Genomic DNA, 23,183 nt, shown 5'->3' on the forward strand with positions numbered 1-23,183 from the left:
GGGATGAGTCTCTCGGTCTCGCTCTTCCTGGCGGCACGGGCGGTGCAGCGCGGGAACAGGTGGACCTTCCTCCTGACCGTGGCGATCATTGCCCTCGTCTTTGTGAACCTGGTCTTCCTCCCCTCCATCATCCTTGGGGTCATCGATATCTTCGACCGCCAGTCGGTCGACTACACCTATGGCGACCTGGTCATCGAGCCACGGGACGACGACCTCTATATCGACGAGGTCTCACGCCTCACGCACCGGGTCGACCGGGTGCCGGGCGTCGCCGGCACCTCGCCGCGGGTCCAGGTCGGGGCGACCATCGAGTACAGGGGCACGTCGCTTGCCACTTCAGTCGTCGGGTTCCAGCCGAGCGAGGAACGGGAGGTGACGCAGATCGCCTCCAGGGTCGTGGACGGCGAGTTCCTCTCCGACGGCGACAGGGGCCAGGTCCTCCTCGGCACCCTTCTTGCGGGCAACGAGGACGAGACCAAGGACAAGGTCGACTCGCTGGGCGGGGTGCAGGTCGGCGACACGGTCACGGTCACCTTCGGGAACGGGGTGGCCAGGGACCTACGGGTGAAGGGGATCATCGAGACCCAGGCGGTCGGGGTGGACGCCCAGGCCTATGTGACGACGCAGGAGATCGAGGAGGTCTACGGCATCTCGGACCAGGCCTCTCAGGTGCTGGTCAGGCTGGTCGAGCCCGGCACCGAGGCCGAGATGAAGGTCGCCCTCCTGAGTTACGGCGTCCAGGAGGAGGTCAAGACCTTCAGGGAGAAGGCGCAGGGGTTTGTGAAGGACGCCATCGGGAGCTTCGACATCATCAATGCCATCTCGACCCTGGTCTCCCTGATCATCGCCATCGTCGTCATCTTCATCATCATCTTCATCAACACCGTCAACAAGCGCAAGCAGATCGGGATCCTCAAGGCGATCGGGATCGAACGCCAGGTGATCGTCAACTCGTACGTCGCCCAGGTCGCCTTCATCGCCCTCCTGGGGACGGCGGTCGGGCTCGCCTTCACCGCCGCCCTCTTCCTGTACCTCACCGCCAACCCCCTGGTCTTCCCTGGCGGCGAGGTGCGGCCGGTGGTCGGGGCCTGGATCATCGCCCGGAGTATCCTCGGGCTCTTCGCCGTCTCGCTCGTCGCCGGATACGTCCCGGCATGGCTGACCACCAGGGAGGAGATCCTGGATGCGATCAGGGGGTAGGAGATGATCGTCGTCACCGATCTTGCCAGGACCTATATGATGGGAGCGGTCGCGGTCCGTGCGCTGCGCGGGGTCAGTTTCACCATAGGGAGCGGGGAGTTCGTCGGGATCATGGGGCCGTCGGGCTCTGGCAAGTCGACCCTCCTCCATGCCCTCGGGCTCCTCGACCGCCCGACGGCGGGCACGATCGCGATCGACGGGACCGATGTCCTCGCCCTCTCTGAGAAGCAGAAGACGAGGTTTCGGCTGCATCGTCTGGGCTACGTCTTCCAGGACTATGCCCTCATGCCCGAACTGACTGTGGAGGAGAATGTCTTTCTGCCGGCCCTGGTGGGGGGGATGCACAAGGAGGAGGCGATCAGGATAAGCGGAGAGATCCTGGCCGAAGTGGGGTTATGGGAACGGCGGGGCCACCTCCAGAGCGAACTCTCCGGCGGCGAGCAGCAGCGGGTGGCCATCGCCCGCGCCCTGGTGAACAACCCGTCCATCCTCTTTGCCGATGAACCGTGTGCCAACCTCGACACCGTCACCTCGAAGACGATCCTCGATCTCTTCGAGCGCCTCAACGAGGAACGGGGCCAGACGATCGTGATGGTCACCCACGAGGACTGGCATATCGACTATTTCTGCCGGGTGATCTACCTGAAGGACGGGTTGATCGAGCGGACCGATGAGTGCGTGCCGAGGAGAATGCGGAAGGAGCGGTGAGGAGGAACGCCGGTCCTTCAGTCACACGATATGAGTGAAAAGACCACGATGTCCTGTTCAAGATCTTCACCTCCAGATCCCCGGGATGAAGAGGGGACCGGGAAGGCAGAACCAATGGACATGAAGAGGGAGGGGGCGACGAATTGAACACGATCTCCACCGATTTTCCTGTCTTCATAGGGGAGATCAGGCGGCAAAAAAATTCTCATCCCATATGTCCGAGCCACGGGGTTCATGCCGAATTACCATGAAAATGATCCAGAAGATCCTCTCTTCAGGTTTGCATGAGAGTGTGAACTCGCCATATCCCGTTGAAGCCGATACGCAGAGGATAGAAAATCCCTCTGATGGATCTGCCGCTCCCAATCCTCGAGATTTCCCTGCTGTCTCGCGCCGGGGGAAAACCCCCGGACCCCCCACGACGAAGAGAGCCGAGGGGCGGCACGATGCTCGACTTCGATTCGCTCCTCGTTTGTAAGGATGGGGGTCAAGAACTCATGCCGAATTCTACAGAGCAGAATTATATGAACCCATGATCGGCCTTTCTTCGGTCGATCTCTCCGATTTCAGGACCATACAACCCCTTCACACCGCCCTGATCGTCAGCACAAATTCTTTTTCCGCATCTGTCACCGGGTCCCATGCCCCGACCAGGGAGGCCCTGAAAGTGAAGGTCCCGGTGGAGAGGGGTTCGACCGTCCACTCCTGCGTCCCAGGGAGGGTCTCGTCATCGGTGATGACCAGGCCGTCGCTGAGGTCGGTCTGCCACTGACTTCCGGTGATGGTGTCGTACGGGAGGGTGATGACCACCTGCCCGCCAGAGGCGACGGTGACTGTGTTCCCGTTCTCCTCCTCCCCGACCCTGACCAGGTCAGGGGCGCCGGTGCACCCGGCAGCAGCGAGGGTGAGGACGAGGACCAGGAGCATGATGGGCGTGACCAGAGATTTCATTGACCGGCATCGATCTCGGGAAGTGATAAATGTTGGGCTTCGTGGAGACCCCCAGGGCAGGACTTTCCGGTGGGGGGCGTGCCGTCCCCGACTCTCTCCTGACCAGGGGACCGGGAGGCGGTCACCTCACGGCGGCGGGATATATTTTTGGCCTCTCTCCTCGAATCTGTGAGATACGTTCTCTCACAGCGTCCGGCACGGGGGGGCCTCAAGGTCCGGGGTGCCTGTGAGACCAGAGATCTGAGTGAGGTAAGAGTCGTGGTGAGTTATCGTTTTGCAGACCGGATGTACAAAGCCCCAGAATCATTTATCGAAGAACTCTTCCGTGTCTCGGGAGAACCCGGCGTCATCTCCTTTGCCGGCGGCCTCCCTGACGGTTCTTTCATCGACGTGGCCGGGATCGCCCGTGCGACCCGCGAGGTGATGGAGGAGGAGGGGCAGTGCGCTCTCCAGTATTCGACGACCGACGGCTACCTGCCGCTCCGCGAGTTCATCGCAGAACGCTACCGGAAACGTCTCGGCATCCCGGCCACTGCCTCGGAGATCCAGATCGTCAACGGTTCCCAGCAGTGCCTCGACCTGGTGGCCAAGATCTTCCTCGACCCCGGCGATGTCGTGGGGGTCGAGCGCCCCGGCTACCTTGGGGCCATCGAGGCTTTCTCGATGTACGAGCCTGAGTTCTGTGCCGTCCCCCTCCAGGAGGACGGCCCCGACCTGGAGGCCTTCGAGAGGATGGTCGCCGAGAAGGCCCCCAAGTTCTTCTACGGGATCCCCAATTCCCAGAACCCCTCGGGCCTCACCTACTCACAGGAGACGCGGCAGGCCATCGCCGGGATCCTCGAAGATTCCGGGACCGTCTTTTACGAGGACGACGCCTTCGGAGAACTCTTCTTCGACGGTCAGCCGCGCCTGCCGGTGAAGAAGTACCTCCCTGACGGGGCGCTCATCTCAGGGTCCTTCTCCAAGATCGTCTCGCCAGGGATGCGGATCGGATGGATCTATGCCCCCGCCCCCCTCCTGGAACAGTTCAATGTCGCCAAACAGGCGGCCGACCTCCACTCCAACTTCCTCTGCCAGATGATCCTCCACCGCTACCTCTCCCAGACCGACCTCGACGCCCATGTCAGGAAGGTCTCGGCGATCTATGGCGAGCGCTGCCGGTTGATGTGCGACCTCCTCGACGACCGCTTCCCTGCGGGCGTCACCCACACCACTCCCCGGGGTGGGATGTTCATGCTGGTCACGCTGCCCGAGGGGGTTTCCTCGATGGACGTCTTCTATGCCGGGGTGAAGGAAGGGGTTGCCGTCCTGCCTGGTGTCCCCTTCTATGCAAACGGCGGCGGGGAGAACACCATCCGTCTCAACTTCTCCAATGCCGATGACGCAAGCATCAAAGAGGGAATGGAACGGCTTTCCCGCGTCATCACCTCCTTTGTCTGAGAGAGTGGCCGTGTAAAAATTCTCACCTCTTCCAGGCACAGGCGTGAACCAACCGCCTTCCCACATCGAAGGCGCCGGGGGGAGACCCCCCGGGCCCCTGCATGAAGAGAGGGCGTGGACGGCACAGTTTTCTTCAGATTCATCGGTCCTGCCGTCCTGGTCGGAGGGGGATGTAGGCGGGCGAGTCTCGCCCTTCCCTGGAATGAGCAAGGGGATCTACAGGGCTATTTTTATCATTTTTTATCGTTTACCGGGCGTTATACTCCACAAGATGCACCATGAGAGAGTCTTTTCTCTCGTTTGACCCGCATATTGATTTAATGTGTTTTCACCGCATTTCAAGTAATTAACATGAAAATTATATCTAAAAACCATAAATACGACTAAAAAATATGTAAAAAATAAAGAATAACTATAAATAATAAATCTACATATTCCCTTCATTGTAGCAGACCAGTTTATGATCCCATGACCATACAAGCAATGAAATCAAAACCAATCCTGATCGTCACCCGGACAGCGTGTGCCGGTTCTCCCGGGTCAGGTTCCGCACGATTCGCCCCATTTCCCCGGGGCATATCGAGACCAGAAGAGAGCGCCCCCCCCACTTCAAGGACCTGCAAAATCTCCCGTCCTTGCAGCTCCCGGTCTCTTCCACCAACGACTCCCCCCTCACCAGGGAAGGTGATATTTTGATGAAGACGCTGGATGCCGCGTATGAGGTCCTCCGCCAGGCAGGCAACCCCAGAGACTGCCATGAGATCGCCCGGCAGATGCTTGATCTAAAGATCTGGGAAACAAAGAGCAGAAACCCTGCAAAGATAGTATATAACATATTATATGACGATATCAGTAGATTCGGCGACAACTCCCTATTTTATCGTATCGATGATCGAGCGAGTGAATACTACGGGTTCTTTAATCTGAGGGAAAACCATGTCACTCCCAGGGACCAGGTGCGTCCATTCACCCGTGTCGATGCTGCAGAATATGTGCTGGAGCATTATGGCAAGAACAAACCGATGCACTATGCAGATATCGCAGATATGGCAGAGTGTCTCGATCTGATCCAGAGCAGGGCTCTTGATCCAGGGAAGACGATGTACTCGGCGATCCACCGGGAGGTCAGGAGGATGACCGCACAGGGGCATGTGGCCAGGTTTGAGATCTACAGGGACGGGATGATCGGGCTGCAGCGATGGCATCTCAATCCCCTGACCAGGGTGATTGAAGGCCACAACCACGGGATCAGGGAGGACCTGAAAACACTGGTGGCAGACCTGGATGCAGTGGAATTTAAAAAATTGATTGGCTATGACCTCCTGCCCGCCCTTGGGTTCGAAGACGTGGCCGTCACCCCCTCTCCCCATGAAGGGGAACCCGATATACAGGGCACCCTTATCATAGGGGAGGTGATGAGGATCCAGGTTGCGATGCAGGTCAAGCACTGGAACAAAAAAGAAGTGCAATCTCCAGATATTCAGAAACTCAGGAGTGCCCTGCAGCACCATGAACAGGGCGTGTTCATCACCTTTAGCGACTTCAGCAAAGGTGCAATCGCAGAGGCAAAGGGGCAGGATGAGATGCCGATCACTCTGATCAATGGCGAACAACTGCTCTCGCTCTTTATCGATCACGAGGTCCTGACAAAACAGGTCTCTCGCACGATCATCGATCTCGCCTGACCCTCCTCGCGCTCAATACCCCCCCTCCCCCCGCGATTTCACAGTTCATTCATTGCCGCATGAGAGTGATCGTGACAGGCGCCACAGAGATCTGTTCCCGACCCGGGAGCATGAAGTCCAGGGTGAAGGTCTTCAAGGAGCGACCAGAGTCCTGATCCCCAGGAGCCGACAGGGACAACCCATATCACCCCTCACCCCCCATACCCGGAGCGATGATAGGTGCGCTCCTGACTGAGACCGAGATCGTCCTCGACGCCCAGGCACACCTTGGATGGACCGCCCCGTTCTGGACCGCGGTCTCCTTCACCGGGTCGGCGGCGTTCTTTCTTCTCATCCTCCCCCTGGTCTACTGGTGCGTCAGCCCGCGCCTCGGACTGCGGCTCGGTCTCCTGCTGACGGTCTCGGTCGGGGTCAATACGAGCGCAAAACTGCTCTTCGCCACCCCCAGACCCTACTGGGTGAGCGCCGCGGTGCACCCCCTCGCCACCCACCCCTCTTTCTCGATGCCCTCCGGGCATGCCCAGAACGCCGTCCCCTTCTGGGGACTCCTGGCCGCCTGGACCAGGTGGAAACGGTGGGCCGTGGCCGCGGCAACGGTGCTCATCCTCCTTACCGGGTTTTCGCGGGTCGTCCTCGGCGTCCACTTTCCTGGAGACGTCCTGGCAGGATGGGCGATCGGGGCCATCCTCCTCCTCGGGTTTCTCTGGCTGGAGAGGCCGGTCTCGGCCTGGGCGGCGAGCGCCTCCTGGCCGGCAAAGATCGCCGTCCTCCTCCTCGGGGCGACCGCCCTGGCCGTCCCCGCGGCGACGGCCGTCTTCTTCCTCCAGGCCCCCCTCCCTCCCGCGTGGACCAGGACGGCGGCACATCCCCTCGACCCGTACTCGATGACTCCGGCGCTCCTCGCGGCCGGCGCCCTCCTCGGTACCGGCGCCGGGGCGGCCTGGACCGGGACCGCCTTCCGCACCGGTGGCCGTCTCAGGATGCGGGCCGCCCGCTACCTCCTCGGGATGCTCATTGCCCTCCTCATCACGGCGCCTCTCGTCCTCGTCTCCTGGTGGACAGGCGGTGCGGTGGCCTGGCTCCTCGACCTCGTCCTCCCGGCGGCCCTCGGGTTCTGGATGGCCGGGGGCGCCCCGCGCCTCTTTGCCAGAGCCGGACTCATGGAGCCCGAAGAGGTGAACCCCACGGGTCGCACGTCGTACGATGCGCCGAATCAAACACCTTAAAGAGTACAGCCATCGACTCTCATATTGCGAAAGGAGGGGGACAGGCCTGACTCCTGTCTCTACGACATATGGAAGAGTCTGAACATCTGCACGCACTTGAGATCCTCGAACTCCATGCGGTCAGCATCATCGCCGAGAACCAGCCCGGCGTCCTGCGCGACATCGCCGGGATTATGGCCGCAAACGGAGCAAACGTGGTCACCGTCCAGCAGTCGATCCTGCACTCCGGGGACCACGCGGGAAGAGCGCTCTTTTATTTCGAGGTCGAGTGTGCCGGCGGGATCGGCAAGGTGATCGCCGACCTCGTGGCCGTCCCGACGATGCACCAGGCCACCACCCTCGACACCTTCTCCAAGATCTTTGGGTCCAGGGTGATCATCCTGGGCGGCGGGGCGCAGGTGGCGCAGGTGGCGCTCGGGGCGGTGAACGAGGCCGACCGGCACAACATCAGGGGCGAGCGGATCTCGGTGGACACCATCCCGCTCGTCGGCGAGAAGAACCTGACCGAAGCGGTCGAAGCCGTCGCTCGCCTCCCCAGAGCCTCGATCCTGGTCCTGGCCGGGTCCCTGATGGGAGGGACGATCTCGACGGCGGTCGACCATGTGCGGGCGGCTGGGATCCCGGTCATCGCCCTGAAGATGGCCGGGAGCGTCCCGAGACACGCCGACCTCGTGGTCACCGACCCCATCCAGGCCGGGGTCTTTGCAGTGATGCATATCTCGAAGCGTGCAGTCTTCAATATCGCCCGCGTCCGCGGGCAGGAGTTTTAAGATGGACGAAGCGGTCATCCAGCAGGCGGTCCAGGTGCTCAAGCGCGACGGACTGGTGGTCTACCCAACCGACACGATCTACGGCCTCGGGGCCGATGCACTCTCTGAACTTGCCGTCGAGCGGGTGTACGAGGCGAAGATACGCCCGTCCTCGCTGCCGGTCTCGGTGGCGGTCTGCGACATCGAGATGCTCGGGGCAGTCGCCTGCCTCGACGAGACGGCCGAGGCGTTCGTCGACCGGTTCCTTCCTGGCCCGGTGACGGTGGTGCTGAAGGCCAAGTCATGCCTCCCGCCCGCCCTCACCGGAGGCACCGGGCAGATCGGGGTTCGTATCCCGAACCACCCGGTCGCCCTCGCCCTGATCAGGGAACTCGACGCCCCGATCACGGCGACAAGCGCAAATATCCATGGAGGCCCTGACCCGATCACCCCTGACCAGGTCCATGTCCCCCACGACTTTCTCATCGACGGCGGCGTCCTCCCGGGTACGCCGAGCACCGTCGTCGATCTCGTGCACCGAACGATCCTGCGACCTGGCGCAAAGGTCGAGGAGGTCGGAGCATTCCTGGGAGCATTAGAATGAACGCAATAAGATTACGCGACTTTATCGAGGATACCGACGGCCGTCTCTACGCTGTCTCGGCATATGACAACAACGAACGGGTCGGGTGCGTGCTCAGGTACGTCCCTGACGAGCACGGCGAGCGGGTGGGCCCAGAGGGCCAGCGGTACACCAAACTGGACTTCGAACCTGCCTTCGAATACATCAGGAAGTACAAGCCCGAGTACCTCGACAATCTCCACCGCGTGCCGCGCGGCGACATCACAAAGGTCTACAAACCTGACGAGCAGATCGAGTGGATCGCCTCCCGCGATGAACGGGTCCAGCGTCTCCTCGACTGTTTCGACCTCCCGAAGGGAGCGGTCGGGTGCACCGGGTCACGGGTGCTCGGCCTGGAGAACGGGGCCTCAGACATCGACCTGGTCGTCTATGGCCAGGCATGGTTCTCGGCTCAGGCCCAGTTGAAACGCCTGGTCGAGGCCGGAACACTCCCGAGGATGAGCGAGGAGATGTGGCAGAAGGTCTACCACAAGCGGATCCCTGAGATCTCCTATGAGGTCTTTGTCCTCCACGAGTCGCGCAAATGGAACCGCGGCGAGTTCGGGGACACCTACTTCGACCTCCTGTATACGCGGTCGTACGACGACCTGGCCTCGGTCCCCACCGGCAAGGGTCCGGTGCTCGGGAGAGGGCGGATCGAGGCGACGGTCACCGACGCCTCGAAGGCCTTCGACTCCCCGGCGGTCTATGAGGTGGAGCACGAGTCGGTCTCGCGGGTGATCTCGTTCACCCACACCTATTCGGGCCAGGCCCTCGCGGGCGAGGTGATCGAGGCCCAGGGCGTCCTGGAGCAGCACGGCGATACCCAGTGGCTCATCGTGGGCACGACCCGCGAGGCGAAGGGCGAGTACATCGTCTCAAAGACCCTGATGGAAGAGGCCTGAGGGGGAGGGGCCGCGCCTCTCTTCCTACTGGTCTCTCTTTTTTGCTCTATAGAAACCCTTACCCTTTCTGGGTACGTGCGCGACTCAAATGCCTTCCCTCCTGAATCGTGCCGCGGGCGCCGTCCCCTGACCCCCCCCCCGAGATGAAGATTGAGCCAGGAAGGGATATCCGAACTCCCTGAAGGGGGATTACCGTCCATGACCTATCGTGGTGCGGGGGCCAGGGGGACGGCACGCCCCCTGGTGGAGGGGAGGGGTTTGAATTTCAGAAAGAAAGCACGTCGGTCCGAGGGGATGGTCACCCCACGAGAGTTCCAGGATATTCAAAAAAGAGGGCTCTGTAAAAACCTTCACCTCTTGTGTGGGGGAGACGTGTATCACCCGCCTCCCCACCTCTTTGGCCGGGGGCGCTGCCCCCGGACCCCCGGGACCACGATAGGGTCGGGAAGGCTGAATAGATGACCATAAAGAGAGTGCTGCCGTCCTCGACCTATCGTGGGACGGGGGATTCGGGGGGCGACAAGCACCCCGCCAGAGAGATTCATCAAAAGGATTTCTACAGAGCCAAAAAGAGATATGATCGGTGGGACCGGCCTTACGAGTAGCCCCGCATGGTCACGTTCGTGCTTGGCGCCTTCTCCTCTTGCGGCTGGATGGTCCCGAACTTCTCTTCATAATCTTTCATGCTCTTTGAAAGGACGGCAAGGAGATTTTTGGCATGTTTTGGAGTGATGGAGACGATCGACTTGGCCCTGGCCTGGTTGGTCCCCGGGATCTCGTGAAGGAACATGAAGGTGAACTCGTCTTCCTTATAGGCCACCTGGATCCGGTTGGCATAGACCGGGTCAAGCGTCTGCGGGACGTTCACCGAGAGTTCGTGTTGTGCCATGGGGTAAAGTATAAGCAGGGAACAATAAAGGATTTGTGTGATGGATGACCTGATCGGTATCGCCGCCGTCCTCACTGCCCGGTTCTGTCCTCTCCGTCTCTACCTCGACCGCCAGGAAGAGCACGAGGAACCGCCGCGCTATGCGGTCTGCAAGCAGGTCTCGTATCACCTCGGCACCCCTTTCGAGCCTGAGGCCGTCTGGGAGGAGGTGTGTACCGTCCTCCCATATGCGGGGGAGGACGAACGCACCCTCTTCGAGCAGTGCGTGACGAACTGCCAGGGCAAAGAGTGGCCGCTCTTCTCAGACTTCGACGTCCCGGTCGCTTCGATGCGTCTCGGGGTCAGGGGGACCGCCGATAAGGTCGACCCCGTGCGCCCGGCCTTTGCCCTGGCCAGGGCGAGCGAGGCCCCGCAGGCAGGGGTCTGGGGGGCCGACCGGATCAGGGTCGCCTGTTATGCCGCCTGTGTTTCCGAGAGCCTGGGGTTCGAGGTGGACGGCGGGTGGGTGGAGTATGTCCCTTCCGGTGTCCTGAGGTATTGCACCCCCGGCCCCAGGGACCGGCGGATCATGCTCAGGGCGGTCGCCGCCGCAAAAAAGGTTGAAGAGGGGCAGGTTCCGAAAAAACCCCTCAACCCGCCGTGTGCCAGGTGCCCGCACCAGGAACGGTGCGGACCAGGGCCCAGGCGGCTTTCTGAATTGTTGTGATAGGGCGGCTCTATAGACTCGAGCATGACCCCGGGGCTCACGCCTACGCAAACCTGTGCCCCCCTTCAGCACAGGACTCCCTGTGAGACCGCCGCCTCAGTGCCGCCCCCGGATAGAGGAGGGTTCAGAATTTCTGGAAAAAATCGTCCCTGTTCGAGGAGATAGTCACCCCTGGAGAGTGGGGGGACATGCTCCTCATAAACCTCTCGTGCAGAATACACCACGCCTGCACTCATCCCGGTTTATGCCCGCATCTCCGGAATTTTTCCCCCGTCTCCTCCAGGACCGGTAATCTATATCTGATCGGCCTCCCTTCCCACGACGTGGTCGGGGGGAGAACCATGATCAGGCATCTTGGCAGGTACCGGGAGATCACCGGAGTGCTGGTGAAGTACGGGTTCGGTGCCGCCCTCGAGGGGATCGTGCCCCCCCTGGCAAGGCTCGGGCTCTGGACGCGAGCGAGCGCCGATGGGGGCGTCCCATTTTACCGCCGGGTCCGCCTGGCCATGGAAGAACTCGGGCCCACCTTCATCAAGTTCGGGCAGATCCTGAGCACCCGCCGGGAACTCCTGCCCCAACCCCTTGCCGAAGAACTGACGCGCCTCACCGACGAGGTGGCGCCTCTCCCCTTCGAGACGGTGCGGCCGGTGATCGAGGAGTGTTGCGGCCCGGTCGAGGACGCCTTTGCCTCCTTCGACAGAACCCCGGTGGCGGCCGCCTCCCTCGCCCAGGTCCATCATGCGGTCCTGAAAGACGGGACCGAGGTGGCCGTCAAGGTGCAGCGCCCAGGGATCAGGAAGGTCATCGAGGAAGACCTTGAGATCCTCGCCTCGCTTGCCCGCCAGATCGAAGAGCGGTACCCCGACCTTGCGCTCTACAACCCGGTCGGTCTTGTCCAGGAATTTTCAGTCCAGATCAGGCGTGAACTCGACTTTGTGCAGGAGGGCAAACATGCCGAGGTCCTGGGCCACAACCTGAAGGACCTCCCCCGCGTCGTCGTCCCTGATATCTTCTGGGACCACTCGGGCCCGCGTCTCCTGACGATGACCTATATCGAGGGGGTGAGGATCGACGACCTCGAAGGGATCACGGCGACGGGGGTCAGGCCAGAGACGGTCGCCGACCTTCTGCTCACTTCCTATCTCAAGCAGGTCTTCGAAGACGGATTTTTTCATGCCGACCCCCATACCGGCAACCTTCTCGTGACCCGCGACGGCACACTCGCCTTCGTCGACTTCGGGACCGTCGGGGTCCTCAGGCCCGAGCGGAGGGACACCTTCATCCGTCTTATGTCGGGCGTCGTGGACGAGGACGTCGAGAGGATCGTCGCCGCCTACCATGACCTGGGGGTCGTCCCGGCCGAGGAGGATCTCGACGCGTTCAAGGACGAGATCTACGCCACGCTCCGCCAGTTTCGGACATACGAACTCGGACAGGTGGACTTCGAGGAGGTGATGCAGCAGATCCCCGACACCCTGCGCCGCTACCATCTCACGGTCCCGCTCACGATGATGCAGGTGGTCAAGGTGCTCATCTTTCTCACGGCTATCTGCCGGGACCTCGACCCGGGGTTCAATTTTCCTGCTCACGCCGGTCCAAGGATCGCCGAGATCAGGAAAAAACATCTTCTGTCCCTTGAACACCTTGCAGAGGTCTCTCGGGCGGCGGAAGGGTGGTTCGGCGACCTCCTCGAACTCCCGCAGACCGCCAACACCACGCTCAAGAAGGTCGCGGCCGGGAGTGTGAAGTTCTATATCGAGAGTCCCGACATGCTCGCCCTCGGCGCCTCGATCCGGTACGCCGCCAGACTGCTTCTCATCGGGATGGTCGCAGCCGGGTTCATGATGGGGTCGTCGTTGGTGATGCTCTCCACCGACCGCCCGGTCTCTGCAGGACTCTGCAGCGTGGTCTCGTCGGTGACGTTCCTTGGTTACCTGGCGGCGGTCGTCATCGGGGTCGCGGCGGTGTATATGGTCCTGGTCAGGAGGAGGTGACCCTCATGCATGACAATGGTGTACGGCATCTCACAGTTCAGGGGGTGTGACGCACGCACTCGCCTTCGGCGCGGGGGCGTGGAAAGATGCGCCGCTCTGAACGGCCGCCCCCATTGTAGACTCTTCACTGCAATCTCGTGCCAGGGCCCTGCCCCCAGACCCCCTCCAATCATGTTCATCCCCTATGCCTGAACCATGGGTTCATGCCAGATTACCATGAAAATGATCCTGAATATCGGCTCTGTAGAAACCCTCTGGATGTCTCTCTCCGGCGAGGAGCTGGCCGCCCTCCGAACCCCCCCTGCCATGATAGGTCGTGGACGGCAATCCCCTCTTCATGGTCATTTTGTGTGCCTTCCCGGTTCAATCTTCATCCTGGGGGTCCGGGGGCAGCGCCCCCGGCGTGATTGTGTGGGAAGGCGATTGAGTCACCCTTGCACCAAGAGGAAGTGAGGGGTTCTACAGAGCCCATATCCCAAAACTCTCCTGGGGTGGCCATCTCATCGAACCGAAGCATTTCCTTCCTGAAATTTTGAACCCTCTCCTCCACCGGGGGGCTGGCCGCCCCCCGGACCCCCGCCGATGAAGAGTGGCGGGGGGTCGCGTCCCGCCTTCACGATCATCGCTTTGCCTTCCCGTCCTCTCGCCATCCCGGTGCGGGGGTGTGGGAAGGCACGTCGATCTGATCTCACCCCACAGACGAAGGGATCTGAGGGGCGGCGAGGAGTGGGAACCTGCCCCCCTCTTCATCCGCAAGGAGGGAGAGCAAGGGTGACTCCATTCCGGGATGATCTCCTCTGAACGAGATTATACCAGGAACATATCCCTGGTTCTCCTGACCTGACGATACCTTTTTTATGCCCAATTGCAGATGAAGCACCCGGGCCGTTGCGGCCCTGTGGGGGGACGTGGAGCGATGAAGGCGATCATTGTCGGAGCAGGATTTGGCGGACTCTCGGCGGCGGCCCTGCTGGCACGCCAGGGTTTCGAGGTGGAGGTAGTCGAGAAGAACGAGCAGGTGGGCGGCCGGGCAGGGGTCTACCAGGAGGGGGGGTTCTCCTTCGACATGGGGCCTTCGTGGTACCTGATGCCAGACGTCTACGAGAGGTTCTTCGACGAGTTCGGAAAGCGTCCGGCCGACTTCTATGAACTCAAACGTCTTGACCCGGCATACAGGATCTTTTTCGGCGGCGGCGAGGTCGTCGACCTCCCGGCCGGACTGGAAAAAGACTATGCCCTCTTCGACTCCTTCGAGGAGAGGGGCGGCGAGAAACTGAAGGCATATCTCGACTCGGCACAGGAGCTCTACGACCTCTCGATCAACGAGTTCCTGTACCGCGACTACCGCTCGATCTTCGACTTTCTCAGCGGGCGGTTGATCATGCAGGGGCGGCGGATGCATATCTTCGAGAGCCTGGAGAAATTCGTCACGCGGCATTTCGAGAGTGACGAGGCGCAGAAGATCGTCCAGTACTCCATCGGGTTCCTCGGGGGCTCGCCGCAGAACACCCCGTCGTTCTACCATATCATGTCCCATATCGACATGACGATGGGCGTCTGGTACCCGGCCGGAGGGATGCGGGCGGTGGTCGGCGGGTTCTCCTCGCTTGCCCGATCTCTCGGGGTTCAAGTCGCCCTGAACGAACCGGTGGAGCAGATCGAGGTGAAGGGCAAGGAGGCGACCGGGGTCGTCACCGCCGCAGGACGGCGCGACGCCGACCTGGTGCTGGTCAATGCCGACTATGCCCATGCCGAACTTGACCTCCTGGACCACGCCCACCGGAGTTACCCGGAAAAATACTGGCGGTCCAGGGTACTTGCCCCCTCGGCATTTGTCGTCTACCTGGGCCTGGACCGGCGGGTGGAGGGGCTGGCGCACCACACCCTCGTCCTTGACCGTGACTGGGAGGCCGGGTTCAACCTGATCTTCGACCCGAAGAAGGCGGCATGGCCTGACCATCCCTCGTATTATGTCAACGTCCCCTCGAAGACCGACCCGACGGCCGCCCCGCCAGGCGGCGAGGCGCTCTTTATCCTGGTGCCCCTCGCGCCCGGCCTCGAGGACACGCCGGCCCTGAGAGAGGCGTTCTTCGAGCGAGTCATCAGCGACCTCGAACGAGAACTGGGCGACGACCTCCGCAGCGCCGTGGTGGTCCGCCGGATCTTTGCGCTGCACGACTTCGAGGAGCGCTACAACGCCTACCAGGGCACGGCCCTCGGGCTCTCGCACACGCTCTTCCAGACGGCCCTCTGGCGACCCGCACACCAGAGCAAGAAGGTCGAGAACCTCTACTACACCGGGCAGTACACCCACCCCGGGATCGGGGTGCCGATGACCCTCATCTCCTCGAGCATCGTGGCACGCGAGATCGCCGAACGGCACCGGGGGTAGGGCGGCGAGGTCATGGTCACGCCCACCCATTACCAGATCTTCAGGCACGGGAGCACGACCTACTTCTACAGCACGCTCTTTTTTCCTCGGCCGGTGCGAGAGGACGTCTTTCTCCTGTACTCGTTTGTCAGGATCGCCGACGACTTCGTCGACGCCGTCCCCCAGGAGACCGCTGCATATGTCGCCTTCAAGGAGCGCTACCTCGGAGCGCTCGGGGGCGAACCAGGCGGCGACCTCGTCGTCGACGCCTTCGTCGACCTGATGGAGAGGAAGGGGATCGAACCGGCATGGGTGGAGGCGTTTCTCCGCTCGATGGAGTGCGACCTCTGGAAGGCGACCTATGCAACGATCGCCGACCTCGAAGAGTACCTGTACGGATCGTCGGAGGTGGTCGGGCTGATGATGGCGCGGGTGATGGACCTCCCCGAAGAGGCACAGGAGGCCGCCCGCGCCCTCGGGAAGGCGATGCAATATATCAACTTCATCAGGGACATTGCAGAAGACCTTGAACTCGGCCGCACCTACTTCCCGCAGGACGAACTGGCGGCCTTCGGTCTCTCCTCGCTCGACCATGCCGCGGCCGCCGCCGCACCGGAGGCCTTCGCTTCATTTGTCAGGGCACAACTCGAGCGCTACCTCCTCTGGCAGAAGGAGGGAGAAGCGGGCTTTGGGTCCATCCCGTTCAGGTACCTGGTGCCGGTGAAGACGGCTTCAGACCTCTACCGCTGGACGGCCGAGGAGATCAGAAAAGACCCGTTCGTCGTCTACCGCCAGAAGGTCAAGCCCTCCCCCCTGCGAGCGGTCGGCCGCGCCTGTGCCAATACCCTCGTCCTCACCTGGCCAGGGCGGGGTGAGACCTGGTGACCGCTCTTCTTGCCCTGGCATATTCGGTCTCCAGGCCGCGGTTCTGGATCTATACCGGCGGCACCTATGTGCTCGGCTACGCCCTCGGGATGGCCTCGTGGACGGCCTTCTTCCTCCCGACATACGCTCTCTATCTCCTGTACTTTTTCTTCCCGGCAAACGTCTTCATCTACGGGGTCAACGACCGCTGGGACCGGGAGACCGACCGTCTCAACCAGAAGAAGAGGGAGAAGGAGCATTACCTCGTCGACGCCGAGCGCCAGGATCTCAGGACCGTCCTCCTCCTCGTCGCCGGGTTCAGTCTCCTCCTCCTCGTCTCGCAGACGCCGGAGGAAAAACTCGTCTTTCTCCTCTTCCTCTTTCTCTCGTACTTCTACAGCGCCCCGCCGCTCAGGTTCAAGGAGGTACCGGTCCTTGACTTCTCCTCCAACATGCTCTATATCATGCCAGGCGTCTTCGGGTATCTCCTGGCCTCAGGGACATTCCCGCCTCTCCTCCTCGTCGCCGCGGGATTCCTGCACATCGCCGCGATGCATCTCTTCTCGGCGGTGCCTGATATCGAATGCGACCGGGCGGCCGGGATCACCACGACGGCGGTGCTCGTCGGCGAGCGGGCGTCGCTTCTTCTGTGTCTGCTCTTCTGGTCCGGGTTCGCCCTCCTGGTGATAGGACTTGCAGGATTCTCACCTCTCGCCCTGCCGGTCCTCCTCTTCCCGGCGGTCCCCCTCCTGCTCCTCCTCTCGCGGAGGATGCGCATCGGCAGGGTGTACTGGTACCTCCCGCTCGTCAACACGGCTCTCGGGGGCCTGGCCTTTACGGCCGTCACCCTCTCGAAGGCCATCTAGGAGAAGATGAGATGAACATGCGTGCATGGCGGGCGGCGTCTGGCCTCGGCGCCCTGGGTCTCGGCCTCGTCGGGTTCGCCCTCGTGGACTTCAGGGCAGAGACCGGTGCGGCATCGGCGCTCTTTCTCGTGCTCATGGCCCTCCCCTCCTATGCCGCTCTCCTCGCCTGGCTCGGGGCGCGGCGGGGTGCGGTGCTCCTCGGGATCCTGACCGCCCTCCCCCTCCTCGTCGAGGCGGCGGCGGTGGCGACCGGCGTGCCGTACGGTTCTTTCGCGTACGCCGACGCCCTGGGTTGGAAGGTCTTCGGGCTGGTCCCCTGGACCGTGGGGGTGGCCTACCCACCGGTCTTTCTTGCCGTCGTCACGGCGGCGGGCATCGGTGCCGGGACTGCTCTTCGCCGTTTTCTCCCGGCAAGCGCCCTCCTTCTCGTCGCCGCCGACCTCGTCCTCGACCCGGCGGCGGTCTGGGCCGGGTTCTGGGCCTGGGAGGGGACCGGCATCTACTACGGGATCCCGGCGGTGAACTTTGTCGGCTGGGCGTTCACTGGGGCTTTCTATGCCTGGATCTTCCACCGCGCCGCCGGCGGGAACGTCCCCCCTCCACAGGTCGCGTCGAGTGCGGTGCTGATCTTCGGGTTCTGGACCGGGTATCTGCTCCGCGAGAGTCTCCTCTTCCCGGCACTCCTTGGGGCCGCGCTCGTTGCGCTCTTTCTCCTCCTCCCGTCTGGGCGGTCTGGAGAGGAGACGGGAGGCTGAGGGGGCGACACGTACCTTTATTATTGAGCGACGCCAACATTGTAGAGCACCCAGAGAGGTGACGTGCCGCTGTGGCTTAGTGGTATAGCGGCTGATTCGTAATCAGCAGGCCGAGGGTTCGAATCCCTCCAGCGGCTCTTTTCAGACATCTTTTCTCTGCACTCTGTTTTTGCGGTCCTGGGGATCGTCTCGCCCTCATCACAGCGATGAGATTTATATCCTCCCAATCCCATGCCCCTCCTGCGGTCTGTCCCGCAAGAGAACGTGATGAGTGGACAAAAGGAGGAGGGACCGGTCGGAGGAGACCCCTCGACAAACGACCGTCAGGGGAGCGGGTCGTCAGAGTGGTGCGTGCGGGTCATCGCCTCGTCCAGCAGGGTGCTCTTCACCCTGGCGGTGGTCGGGTCAGCCCTGACCGCCGTCACCCTCTTTCTCTCCGGCTTTTTTCTCTCTCTCATCACGATCATCGAGATGTTCGTCGCCTGGAGGGCCGGTGCCGAGGTGCTGGTCGAGATCCTCTCCACCTCCGTCAAGGTCATCGACACCTTCCTGGTGGCCACGGTCTTCTACATCATCTCTCTTGGGCTGTACGAACTTTTCATCGCGAGAGCGCCTCTTCCTGGGTGGGCGGAGATCCGCACCCTCGACGACCTCAAGACCAAACTCCTGGGCGTCGTCGTCATCGCCCTGGCCGTCCTCTTCCTCGGCGAGGCCGTGACCTGGCGGGGGGAGGCCTCAATCCTCCATTTCGGTCTGGGCATCGGCGTCACGATCATCGCAATATCGGTCTATCTCTGGGTAAAACGGTGACTGCTCCCCCGCCTGAAGTGGGAAGCACTCTGCCGGTTTTCTTCGTAGAACCAATGGTTTCCGATAGATGTTGCTTTTTTCCCGCGGCCCGAGCCCCTGTCCGAGCAAAGGTATATATCTCCACACTCCTATCCGCGGATCAGATGTCGTACCGCCCCAACCTTGGCGAGGAGTCGGTCCTCAAAAAATGGATCTCCCTGGAGGTCGGCAGGATCAAAGACGGGCTGGTGGCCGAAAAAAAGTCCCTTGCCCGCCTGCTCACAGAGTCGTCCCCCTCAGCGGTGACAAAAGGAGGGAAAGAACATGCCTTCGACCGGGAGGCGGTCCAGATGCTCGGCGAACGTCTGCCCGAGAAGTTCCATTTCCGCCTCATGCTCCCGGTCACCTTCTACTCCACCCTCGACATCACCGACAGTTATTATCTCAGGGACGAGACGGCGTTCAGGGCGCTGCAGGCACTCGGCGAACTGAGCGAAATGCGCGAGATGCGGGAAGGAAAGCTCTGGGTCTCGAACGCGATCGTGTATGCGATCATGCGGAAGTACCCCAGCCTCGTCGAGATCGGGATGGGATGAGGGCGCACTTCTCCGGGTCGAAAGCCCGGGTGCGATCAGGAAGTGCGGACGCCCCCTCAAGGGGGGGGGAATACCGTTCAGCCGTCCCCCACCCAGCATGAATAGCCCGAGAAGAACACCAGGTCTTCGAAGAACTCCTCGGTACCGCCAGCGGTGAAACATCCCCTGAACAAAAAACGGCCCTGAAGAGACGGGGAGGAGCACCCCCTGTCATGGCCGCCGTTCCACCTTCCCGGCCCACTCATCCTCCTCCAAGACGCAGGCGAAGGGGCATCTGGGAGGATTCTATAGCGTCCATTTTTACTCTCCTCCCACAAGACCATACACCCCCCATGGAGAGGGCACCCTCCTGCCGGAGAAACAAGCAGTGTAATTCCCATGGATCCCCCGCATCCTCCCTGGGAGATCCCCTCTCAGGTACCGCCCGGCAAACAGGACCAGATATTCTGACCATGATATTCACGGGACGATGGGGTTGCGGGGCCTGAGGAAATTATATATATTCCTATTATAATTTGTGGCGTGATGTCTTATGGCTGATATCATGTCCCAGGTCTCTGAGATGGTCGGCGGAGTGGTGATCTTCCTGCCGAACATCATCGCCGCCATCATCATCCTGCTCATCGGGTGGATCATCGGGCGGGTGCTTGGCAAGGCGATCTCGGTCTTCCTCGACAAGATCGGGGTGGACGACGCCCTCAGGAAAACAGAACCCGGCACTGCGATCGAGAAGAGCGGGTTATCGATCGTGCATCTCTTCGACGTCATCGTGAGAATCTTTGTCTACCTCATCGCCATCACGGCGGCGACCAACGTCCTTCAGATCGAGTCGCTCTCGCGGATGATGGCCGCCATCGTCGCCTACATCCCCAACATCGTGGCCTTCGTCCTGATCCTGGTCGTCGGGATCCTGCTCATCGACTTCTTCGCAGACTGGATGGAACGCTATGGAACACACATGGAGATCGCGCTGATCGGCCCGATGATCCTCCTGGTGAGGCTCTTCCTGTACTTTGTCGTGATCATCCTCGCGCTGACCCAGCTCGCCTTCGACCTCACGATCATCTATCTCTTCATCGGGCCGCTGGCATGGGGTGTGGGGCTCGGGATCGGTGCCGCCATTGCGATCATCGTCGGCTTCGGTCTCAAAGACCGGGCACCAGAGATCATGGACCGGCTTTTCTGCCAGGTCAAAAAATAATCTTTTTTTAAAAGAGTCACTCGCTTACTTCGATGATCTCGGCATTCGGGGCATTGTTTCTCACGCTGTCAATCCCCTTCATGCAGGACTCCCGTGACTTGTAGCCCTGGCTGGTGGCGATGACCTGGCCGTTCGAGGCCTTCAGTCTGAACCTGTATTCGCCTCCTTTATCCCGGTACACCTCAAATTTCCCTTTAGGCATAGTTCCACCTGGGCTATGGATGCGCCTACCCCATATATATCTTTTTATAAACTTCGGCCGATAGCATGTCTGAGCACCCGGTCCTGGCGGGAGTATTTCGGCACTCCTATTACCAGATGGGGACAAGATGTGATCGATGCATCTCACCTGTCCGGCATGCGGTTTCTCCTGGGAATACACCGGGAAGGCAAAATATTCCACCACCTGTCCGACGTGCATGCGGCGCGTCACCTTCGGGAGGAGAAAGTCCGAGACCAGCGAGTTCGGGGTCTCGAAACGGGAATGCCACAACTCAAGCGCCTTCTATGGTCGGCGGATCTATGCGGCCGCCGGAGAGGGGAGCCGGGGGGAGGAGGGAGAGAACAGGGTGCCTGAAGAGTGCCTTGATAAGGTACTCTGCCAGGACAGCAGGGACCTCTCGGTCCTGCCTGACGGCAGCGTCCACCTGATGGTCACCTCGCCGCCGTACAATGTCGGCAAGACCTATGACGACGACCTCGACCTCGAAGAATATCTTTCCCTCCTGCGCACGGTCTTTGCCGAGGTCCACCGGGTGCTCGTGCCGGGCGGGCGGGCCTGCGTGAATGTGGCGAATGTGGGGAGAAAGCCCTACATCCCGTACCACAGTTATATCATCTCGCTCATGCACGACCTGGGGTTCCTGATGCGCGGCGAGGTGATCTGGAACAAGGCGACCGGAGCCGGGATCTCGACGGCCTGGGGGAGCTGGTGTTCGGCCTCGAACCCGACGCTGCGCGATGTCCATGAGTACATCCTGGTCTTCTCGAAGGGGACGTATTCGCGCAAGAAGGGCGAGCACGAGAACACGATCACGAGGGACCAGTTCCTGGAGTGGACCAAGAGCATCTGGACCTTCCCGACGGTCTCGGCAAAGAAGGTGGGCCACCCGGCACCCTTCCCGGTCGAACTGCCGTTCCGCTGCATCCAGCTCTATACCTTCAAGGGGGACGTCGTCCTCGATCCGTTTGCCGGGGCCGGGAGCACGGCACTCGCGGCGGTGCAGGCGGGACGGCACTTCGTCTGCGTGGACTCGGACGAGGGGTATGTGGGACGCGCCAAGGAGCGGTTGCGGGCCGAGGGATGGGAGGGGTGACGATCTCTTTTTGCTGACGGCGTGCCGCTTTTTTTCTTCTGGGTGAAGGATGATCCCGAGAGCGTGGGCTGGAATCTCTGGTACATGATCTCCGCGGAGGGGTGCTCGTCGGTTCGTGCGGGTTTGTCGGGCGGCCACCCTGGTGGGGTTGGGGTGGGCGTTTGAGTGTCCCGAGGTGGTGCGGGTGACGGCGCAGGCGGAAGTGGGAAATCGTGCTTCGATGCGGGTGCTGGAGAAGGTTGGGTTTGTGTGTGATGGAGGGGGGACGAGGAGGAGTGTGTGAGGTTTGGGATGGGACGGATGGAGACTTCCTCGAATCCTACACGCATCTGATGGGATCAGGGACGGCAACGACCCCTTCATGATCACTTTTCTTTTCGTGTGTTCTTTTCGGGCAATTGACAATACATTTGACATAATTGAATCAAAATATTATTGCCTGACATTGTCACACCATATCATATGACGAAGCCCTCAGAATTTCTTGATCTTCTTAAGATCTATTCTCGTAAGGATTTGAAAAAAAAGTTTGACATTTTTGACACTCGAATAGATACTGGGGTATTCCCGTGGGGAGATCAGTCATCAGTCTGGCTATTCGTAACAAAAGAAAAGACATCTGGCATGACCGGTTACTCTGACGATTTTGATGGTCAAATCCTAAATTTTGATGGGCAGATGGCTGGAAGAACCGACATAAATATTATTCATCACGCAGAGGACGGCAATGAATTGCTAGTTTTTTTCCGAAACAGAAAAAATGAATACCCTAATTCTGCGTTCAGATACTTGGGGCGATTTCAATATATCTCGCACAAAGGAGAAAGACCAACAAGATTTGTCCTCCAAGCATTGGACGTTGGCACGAACGAGTGCGGCGGTTCTGTTCCGATTACTAACTACCGAAAACCTGAAGAATACATTGAAGGAATGGAGAGGAAACGGGTTCAGACTTACTATGAACGTAATCCCCGCCTGAGGGCTGAGGCATTGAAAGTCCATGGGACAAAGTGCGCAGTCTGTGGCTTTGATTTTTCAGAAGCCTATGGCACTATTGGAGAGGGCTACATTGAGATCCACCATAAGAACCCCGTCGCCTCTTATGAGGGGGAAGTTGCGGTCAATCCTGAAACGGATCTTGTGCCTGTATGTGCCAACTGCCACCGGATGATCCATAGGAGAAAGAAATTGCTTTCAGTAGAGGATCTTCGTAAGATCATGCAGAACCAACCCAAAGGTCACGATTATAGATGACAATCTCAATAACTCAGGTGATAAGGAAGATAGTGGATTTGATCTTACCCTACTGCTCTTTAGGAGCGTCTCCAGTGAGAACATAGGGGAAATCGG

The 23,183-nt window shown here is 60.7% G+C and carries 23 protein-coding genes and 1 tRNA gene; 20 read left to right on the forward strand and 4 right to left on the reverse strand.

Annotated elements, in window-relative coordinates; genetic code table 11:
* Window positions 1–3: 3 nt before the first annotated feature.
* Complete coding sequence (locus J2129_RS07235) at window positions 4–1,200, forward strand: FtsX-like permease family protein (RefSeq protein ID WP_209630226.1); 1,197 nt, start codon at window positions 4–6, stop codon at window positions 1,198–1,200.
* Between the two features lie 3 nt (window positions 1,201–1,203).
* The gene (locus tag J2129_RS07240; protein ID WP_209630227.1) at window positions 1,204–1,908 is read left to right on the forward strand and encodes an ABC transporter ATP-binding protein; all 705 of its coding nucleotides are present in this window, start codon (window positions 1,204–1,206) and stop codon (window positions 1,906–1,908) included.
* A 17-nt stretch (window positions 1,909–1,925) separates the two neighbouring features.
* On the opposite strand, the gene J2129_RS07245 is transcribed toward J2129_RS07240, so the two are convergent.
* On the reverse strand, window positions 1,926–2,144 hold the full coding sequence (locus tag J2129_RS07245) for a hypothetical protein (RefSeq protein ID WP_209630228.1): 219 nt from the start codon (window positions 2,142–2,144) through the stop codon (window positions 1,926–1,928).
* Between the two features lie 349 nt (window positions 2,145–2,493).
* The gene (locus J2129_RS07250; RefSeq protein WP_209630229.1) at window positions 2,494–2,859 is read right to left on the reverse strand and encodes a protease inhibitor I42 family protein; all 366 of its coding nucleotides are present in this window, start codon (window positions 2,857–2,859) and stop codon (window positions 2,494–2,496) included.
* A 261-nt stretch (window positions 2,860–3,120) separates the two neighbouring features.
* Between J2129_RS07250 and J2129_RS07255 the strand changes: the two genes are divergently transcribed.
* From J2129_RS07255 to J2129_RS07280, 6 genes are all read left to right on the forward strand, one after another.
* Window positions 3,121–4,299 carry a PLP-dependent aminotransferase family protein gene (locus tag J2129_RS07255; RefSeq protein ID WP_209631289.1) on the forward strand — a complete coding sequence of 393 codons (1,179 nt, stop codon included), beginning with the start codon at window positions 3,121–3,123 and terminating at the stop codon, window positions 4,297–4,299.
* 695 nt (window positions 4,300–4,994) lie between these two features.
* Window positions 4,995–5,984, forward strand: coding sequence for an HTH domain-containing protein (locus J2129_RS07260; RefSeq protein ID WP_209630230.1), 990 nt, complete (start codon window positions 4,995–4,997; stop codon window positions 5,982–5,984).
* A gap of 212 nt (window positions 5,985–6,196) precedes the next feature.
* Window positions 6,197–7,210, forward strand: coding sequence for a phosphatase PAP2 family protein (locus J2129_RS07265; protein ID WP_209630231.1), 1,014 nt, complete (start codon window positions 6,197–6,199; stop codon window positions 7,208–7,210).
* A 68-nt stretch (window positions 7,211–7,278) separates the two neighbouring features.
* Window positions 7,279–7,980 (forward strand): DUF5612 domain-containing protein, encoded by a 702-nt coding sequence (locus tag J2129_RS07270; protein ID WP_209630232.1) that lies wholly within the window; start codon window positions 7,279–7,281, stop codon window positions 7,978–7,980.
* Window position 7,981: 1 nt separating this feature from the next.
* Complete coding sequence (locus tag J2129_RS07275; protein WP_209630233.1) at window positions 7,982–8,563, forward strand: L-threonylcarbamoyladenylate synthase; 582 nt, start codon at window positions 7,982–7,984, stop codon at window positions 8,561–8,563.
* A complete protein-coding gene (locus J2129_RS07280) occupies window positions 8,560–9,486 on the forward strand; it encodes a nucleotidyltransferase domain-containing protein (RefSeq protein WP_209630234.1) in 927 nt (308 codons plus the stop codon). Before J2129_RS07275 ends, J2129_RS07280 begins: the two co-directional genes overlap by 4 nt.
* A 595-nt stretch (window positions 9,487–10,081) precedes the next feature.
* Here the strand turns inward: J2129_RS07280 and J2129_RS07285 are convergent.
* Window positions 10,082–10,375 (reverse strand): DUF3467 domain-containing protein, encoded by a 294-nt coding sequence (locus J2129_RS07285; protein WP_209630235.1) that lies wholly within the window; start codon window positions 10,373–10,375, stop codon window positions 10,082–10,084.
* Window positions 10,376–10,415: 40 nt separating this feature from the next.
* Here J2129_RS07285 and J2129_RS07290 point away from each other — a divergent pair, with 40 nt between their 5' ends.
* From J2129_RS07290 to J2129_RS07335, 10 genes are all read left to right on the forward strand, one after another.
* A complete protein-coding gene (locus tag J2129_RS07290; RefSeq protein WP_245320679.1) occupies window positions 10,416–11,081 on the forward strand; it encodes a Dna2/Cas4 domain-containing protein in 666 nt (221 codons plus the stop codon).
* Window positions 11,082–11,422: 341 nt separating this feature from the next.
* Window positions 11,423–13,075: an AarF/UbiB family protein gene (locus tag J2129_RS07295; protein ID WP_209630236.1), complete on the forward strand. Its 1,653-nt coding sequence runs from the start codon at window positions 11,423–11,425 to the stop codon at window positions 13,073–13,075.
* Between the two features lie 916 nt (window positions 13,076–13,991).
* A complete protein-coding gene (crtI, locus tag J2129_RS07300; protein WP_209630237.1) occupies window positions 13,992–15,467 on the forward strand; it encodes a phytoene desaturase family protein in 1,476 nt (491 codons plus the stop codon).
* 12 nt (window positions 15,468–15,479) lie between these two features.
* Entirely contained in the window at window positions 15,480–16,331 is an 852-nt protein-coding gene (locus J2129_RS07305; protein ID WP_209630238.1) for a phytoene/squalene synthase family protein, read from the forward strand.
* Window positions 16,328–17,176, forward strand: a complete 849-nt coding sequence (locus J2129_RS07310) for a prenyltransferase (protein ID WP_348632308.1) — start codon at window positions 16,328–16,330, stop codon at window positions 17,174–17,176. The genes J2129_RS07305 and J2129_RS07310 overlap by 4 nt, the downstream gene beginning before the upstream one ends.
* Window positions 17,177–17,187: 11 nt before the next feature.
* Window positions 17,188–17,931 (forward strand): carotenoid biosynthesis protein, encoded by a 744-nt coding sequence (locus J2129_RS07315; RefSeq protein ID WP_209630239.1) that lies wholly within the window; start codon window positions 17,188–17,190, stop codon window positions 17,929–17,931.
* Between the two features lie 65 nt (window positions 17,932–17,996).
* Window positions 17,997–18,068: transfer RNA gene (locus J2129_RS07320), tRNA-Thr, on the forward strand.
* A 130-nt stretch (window positions 18,069–18,198) separates the two neighbouring features.
* Complete coding sequence (locus J2129_RS07325) at window positions 18,199–18,741, forward strand: YqhA family protein (RefSeq protein ID WP_209630240.1); 543 nt, start codon at window positions 18,199–18,201, stop codon at window positions 18,739–18,741.
* Between the two features lie 143 nt (window positions 18,742–18,884).
* Window positions 18,885–19,316, forward strand: a complete 432-nt coding sequence (locus J2129_RS07330) for a DUF61 family protein (RefSeq protein WP_209630241.1) — start codon at window positions 18,885–18,887, stop codon at window positions 19,314–19,316.
* Between the two features lie 532 nt (window positions 19,317–19,848).
* Window positions 19,849–20,517, forward strand: a complete 669-nt coding sequence (locus J2129_RS07335) for a hypothetical protein (RefSeq protein WP_209630242.1) — start codon at window positions 19,849–19,851, stop codon at window positions 20,515–20,517.
* 16 nt (window positions 20,518–20,533) lie between these two features.
* On the opposite strand, the gene J2129_RS07340 is transcribed toward J2129_RS07335, so the two are convergent.
* The gene (locus J2129_RS07340) at window positions 20,534–20,719 is read right to left on the reverse strand and encodes a YegP family protein (RefSeq protein ID WP_209630243.1); all 186 of its coding nucleotides are present in this window, start codon (window positions 20,717–20,719) and stop codon (window positions 20,534–20,536) included.
* Between the two features lie 136 nt (window positions 20,720–20,855).
* Here J2129_RS07340 and J2129_RS07345 point away from each other — a divergent pair, with 136 nt between their 5' ends.
* Together J2129_RS07345 and J2129_RS07350 are read left to right on the forward strand one after the other, a co-directional pair.
* Window positions 20,856–21,833 carry a site-specific DNA-methyltransferase gene (locus tag J2129_RS07345; RefSeq protein ID WP_209630244.1) on the forward strand — a complete coding sequence of 326 codons (978 nt, stop codon included), beginning with the start codon at window positions 20,856–20,858 and terminating at the stop codon, window positions 21,831–21,833.
* A gap of 435 nt (window positions 21,834–22,268) precedes the next feature.
* The gene (locus J2129_RS07350) at window positions 22,269–23,087 is read left to right on the forward strand and encodes an HNH endonuclease (protein ID WP_209630245.1); all 819 of its coding nucleotides are present in this window, start codon (window positions 22,269–22,271) and stop codon (window positions 23,085–23,087) included.
* Window positions 23,088–23,183 lie beyond the last annotated feature (96 nt).

The sequence above is a fragment of the Methanofollis sp. W23 genome, assembly GCF_017875325.1.
Classification (GTDB): domain Archaea; phylum Halobacteriota; class Methanomicrobia; order Methanomicrobiales; family Methanofollaceae; genus Methanofollis.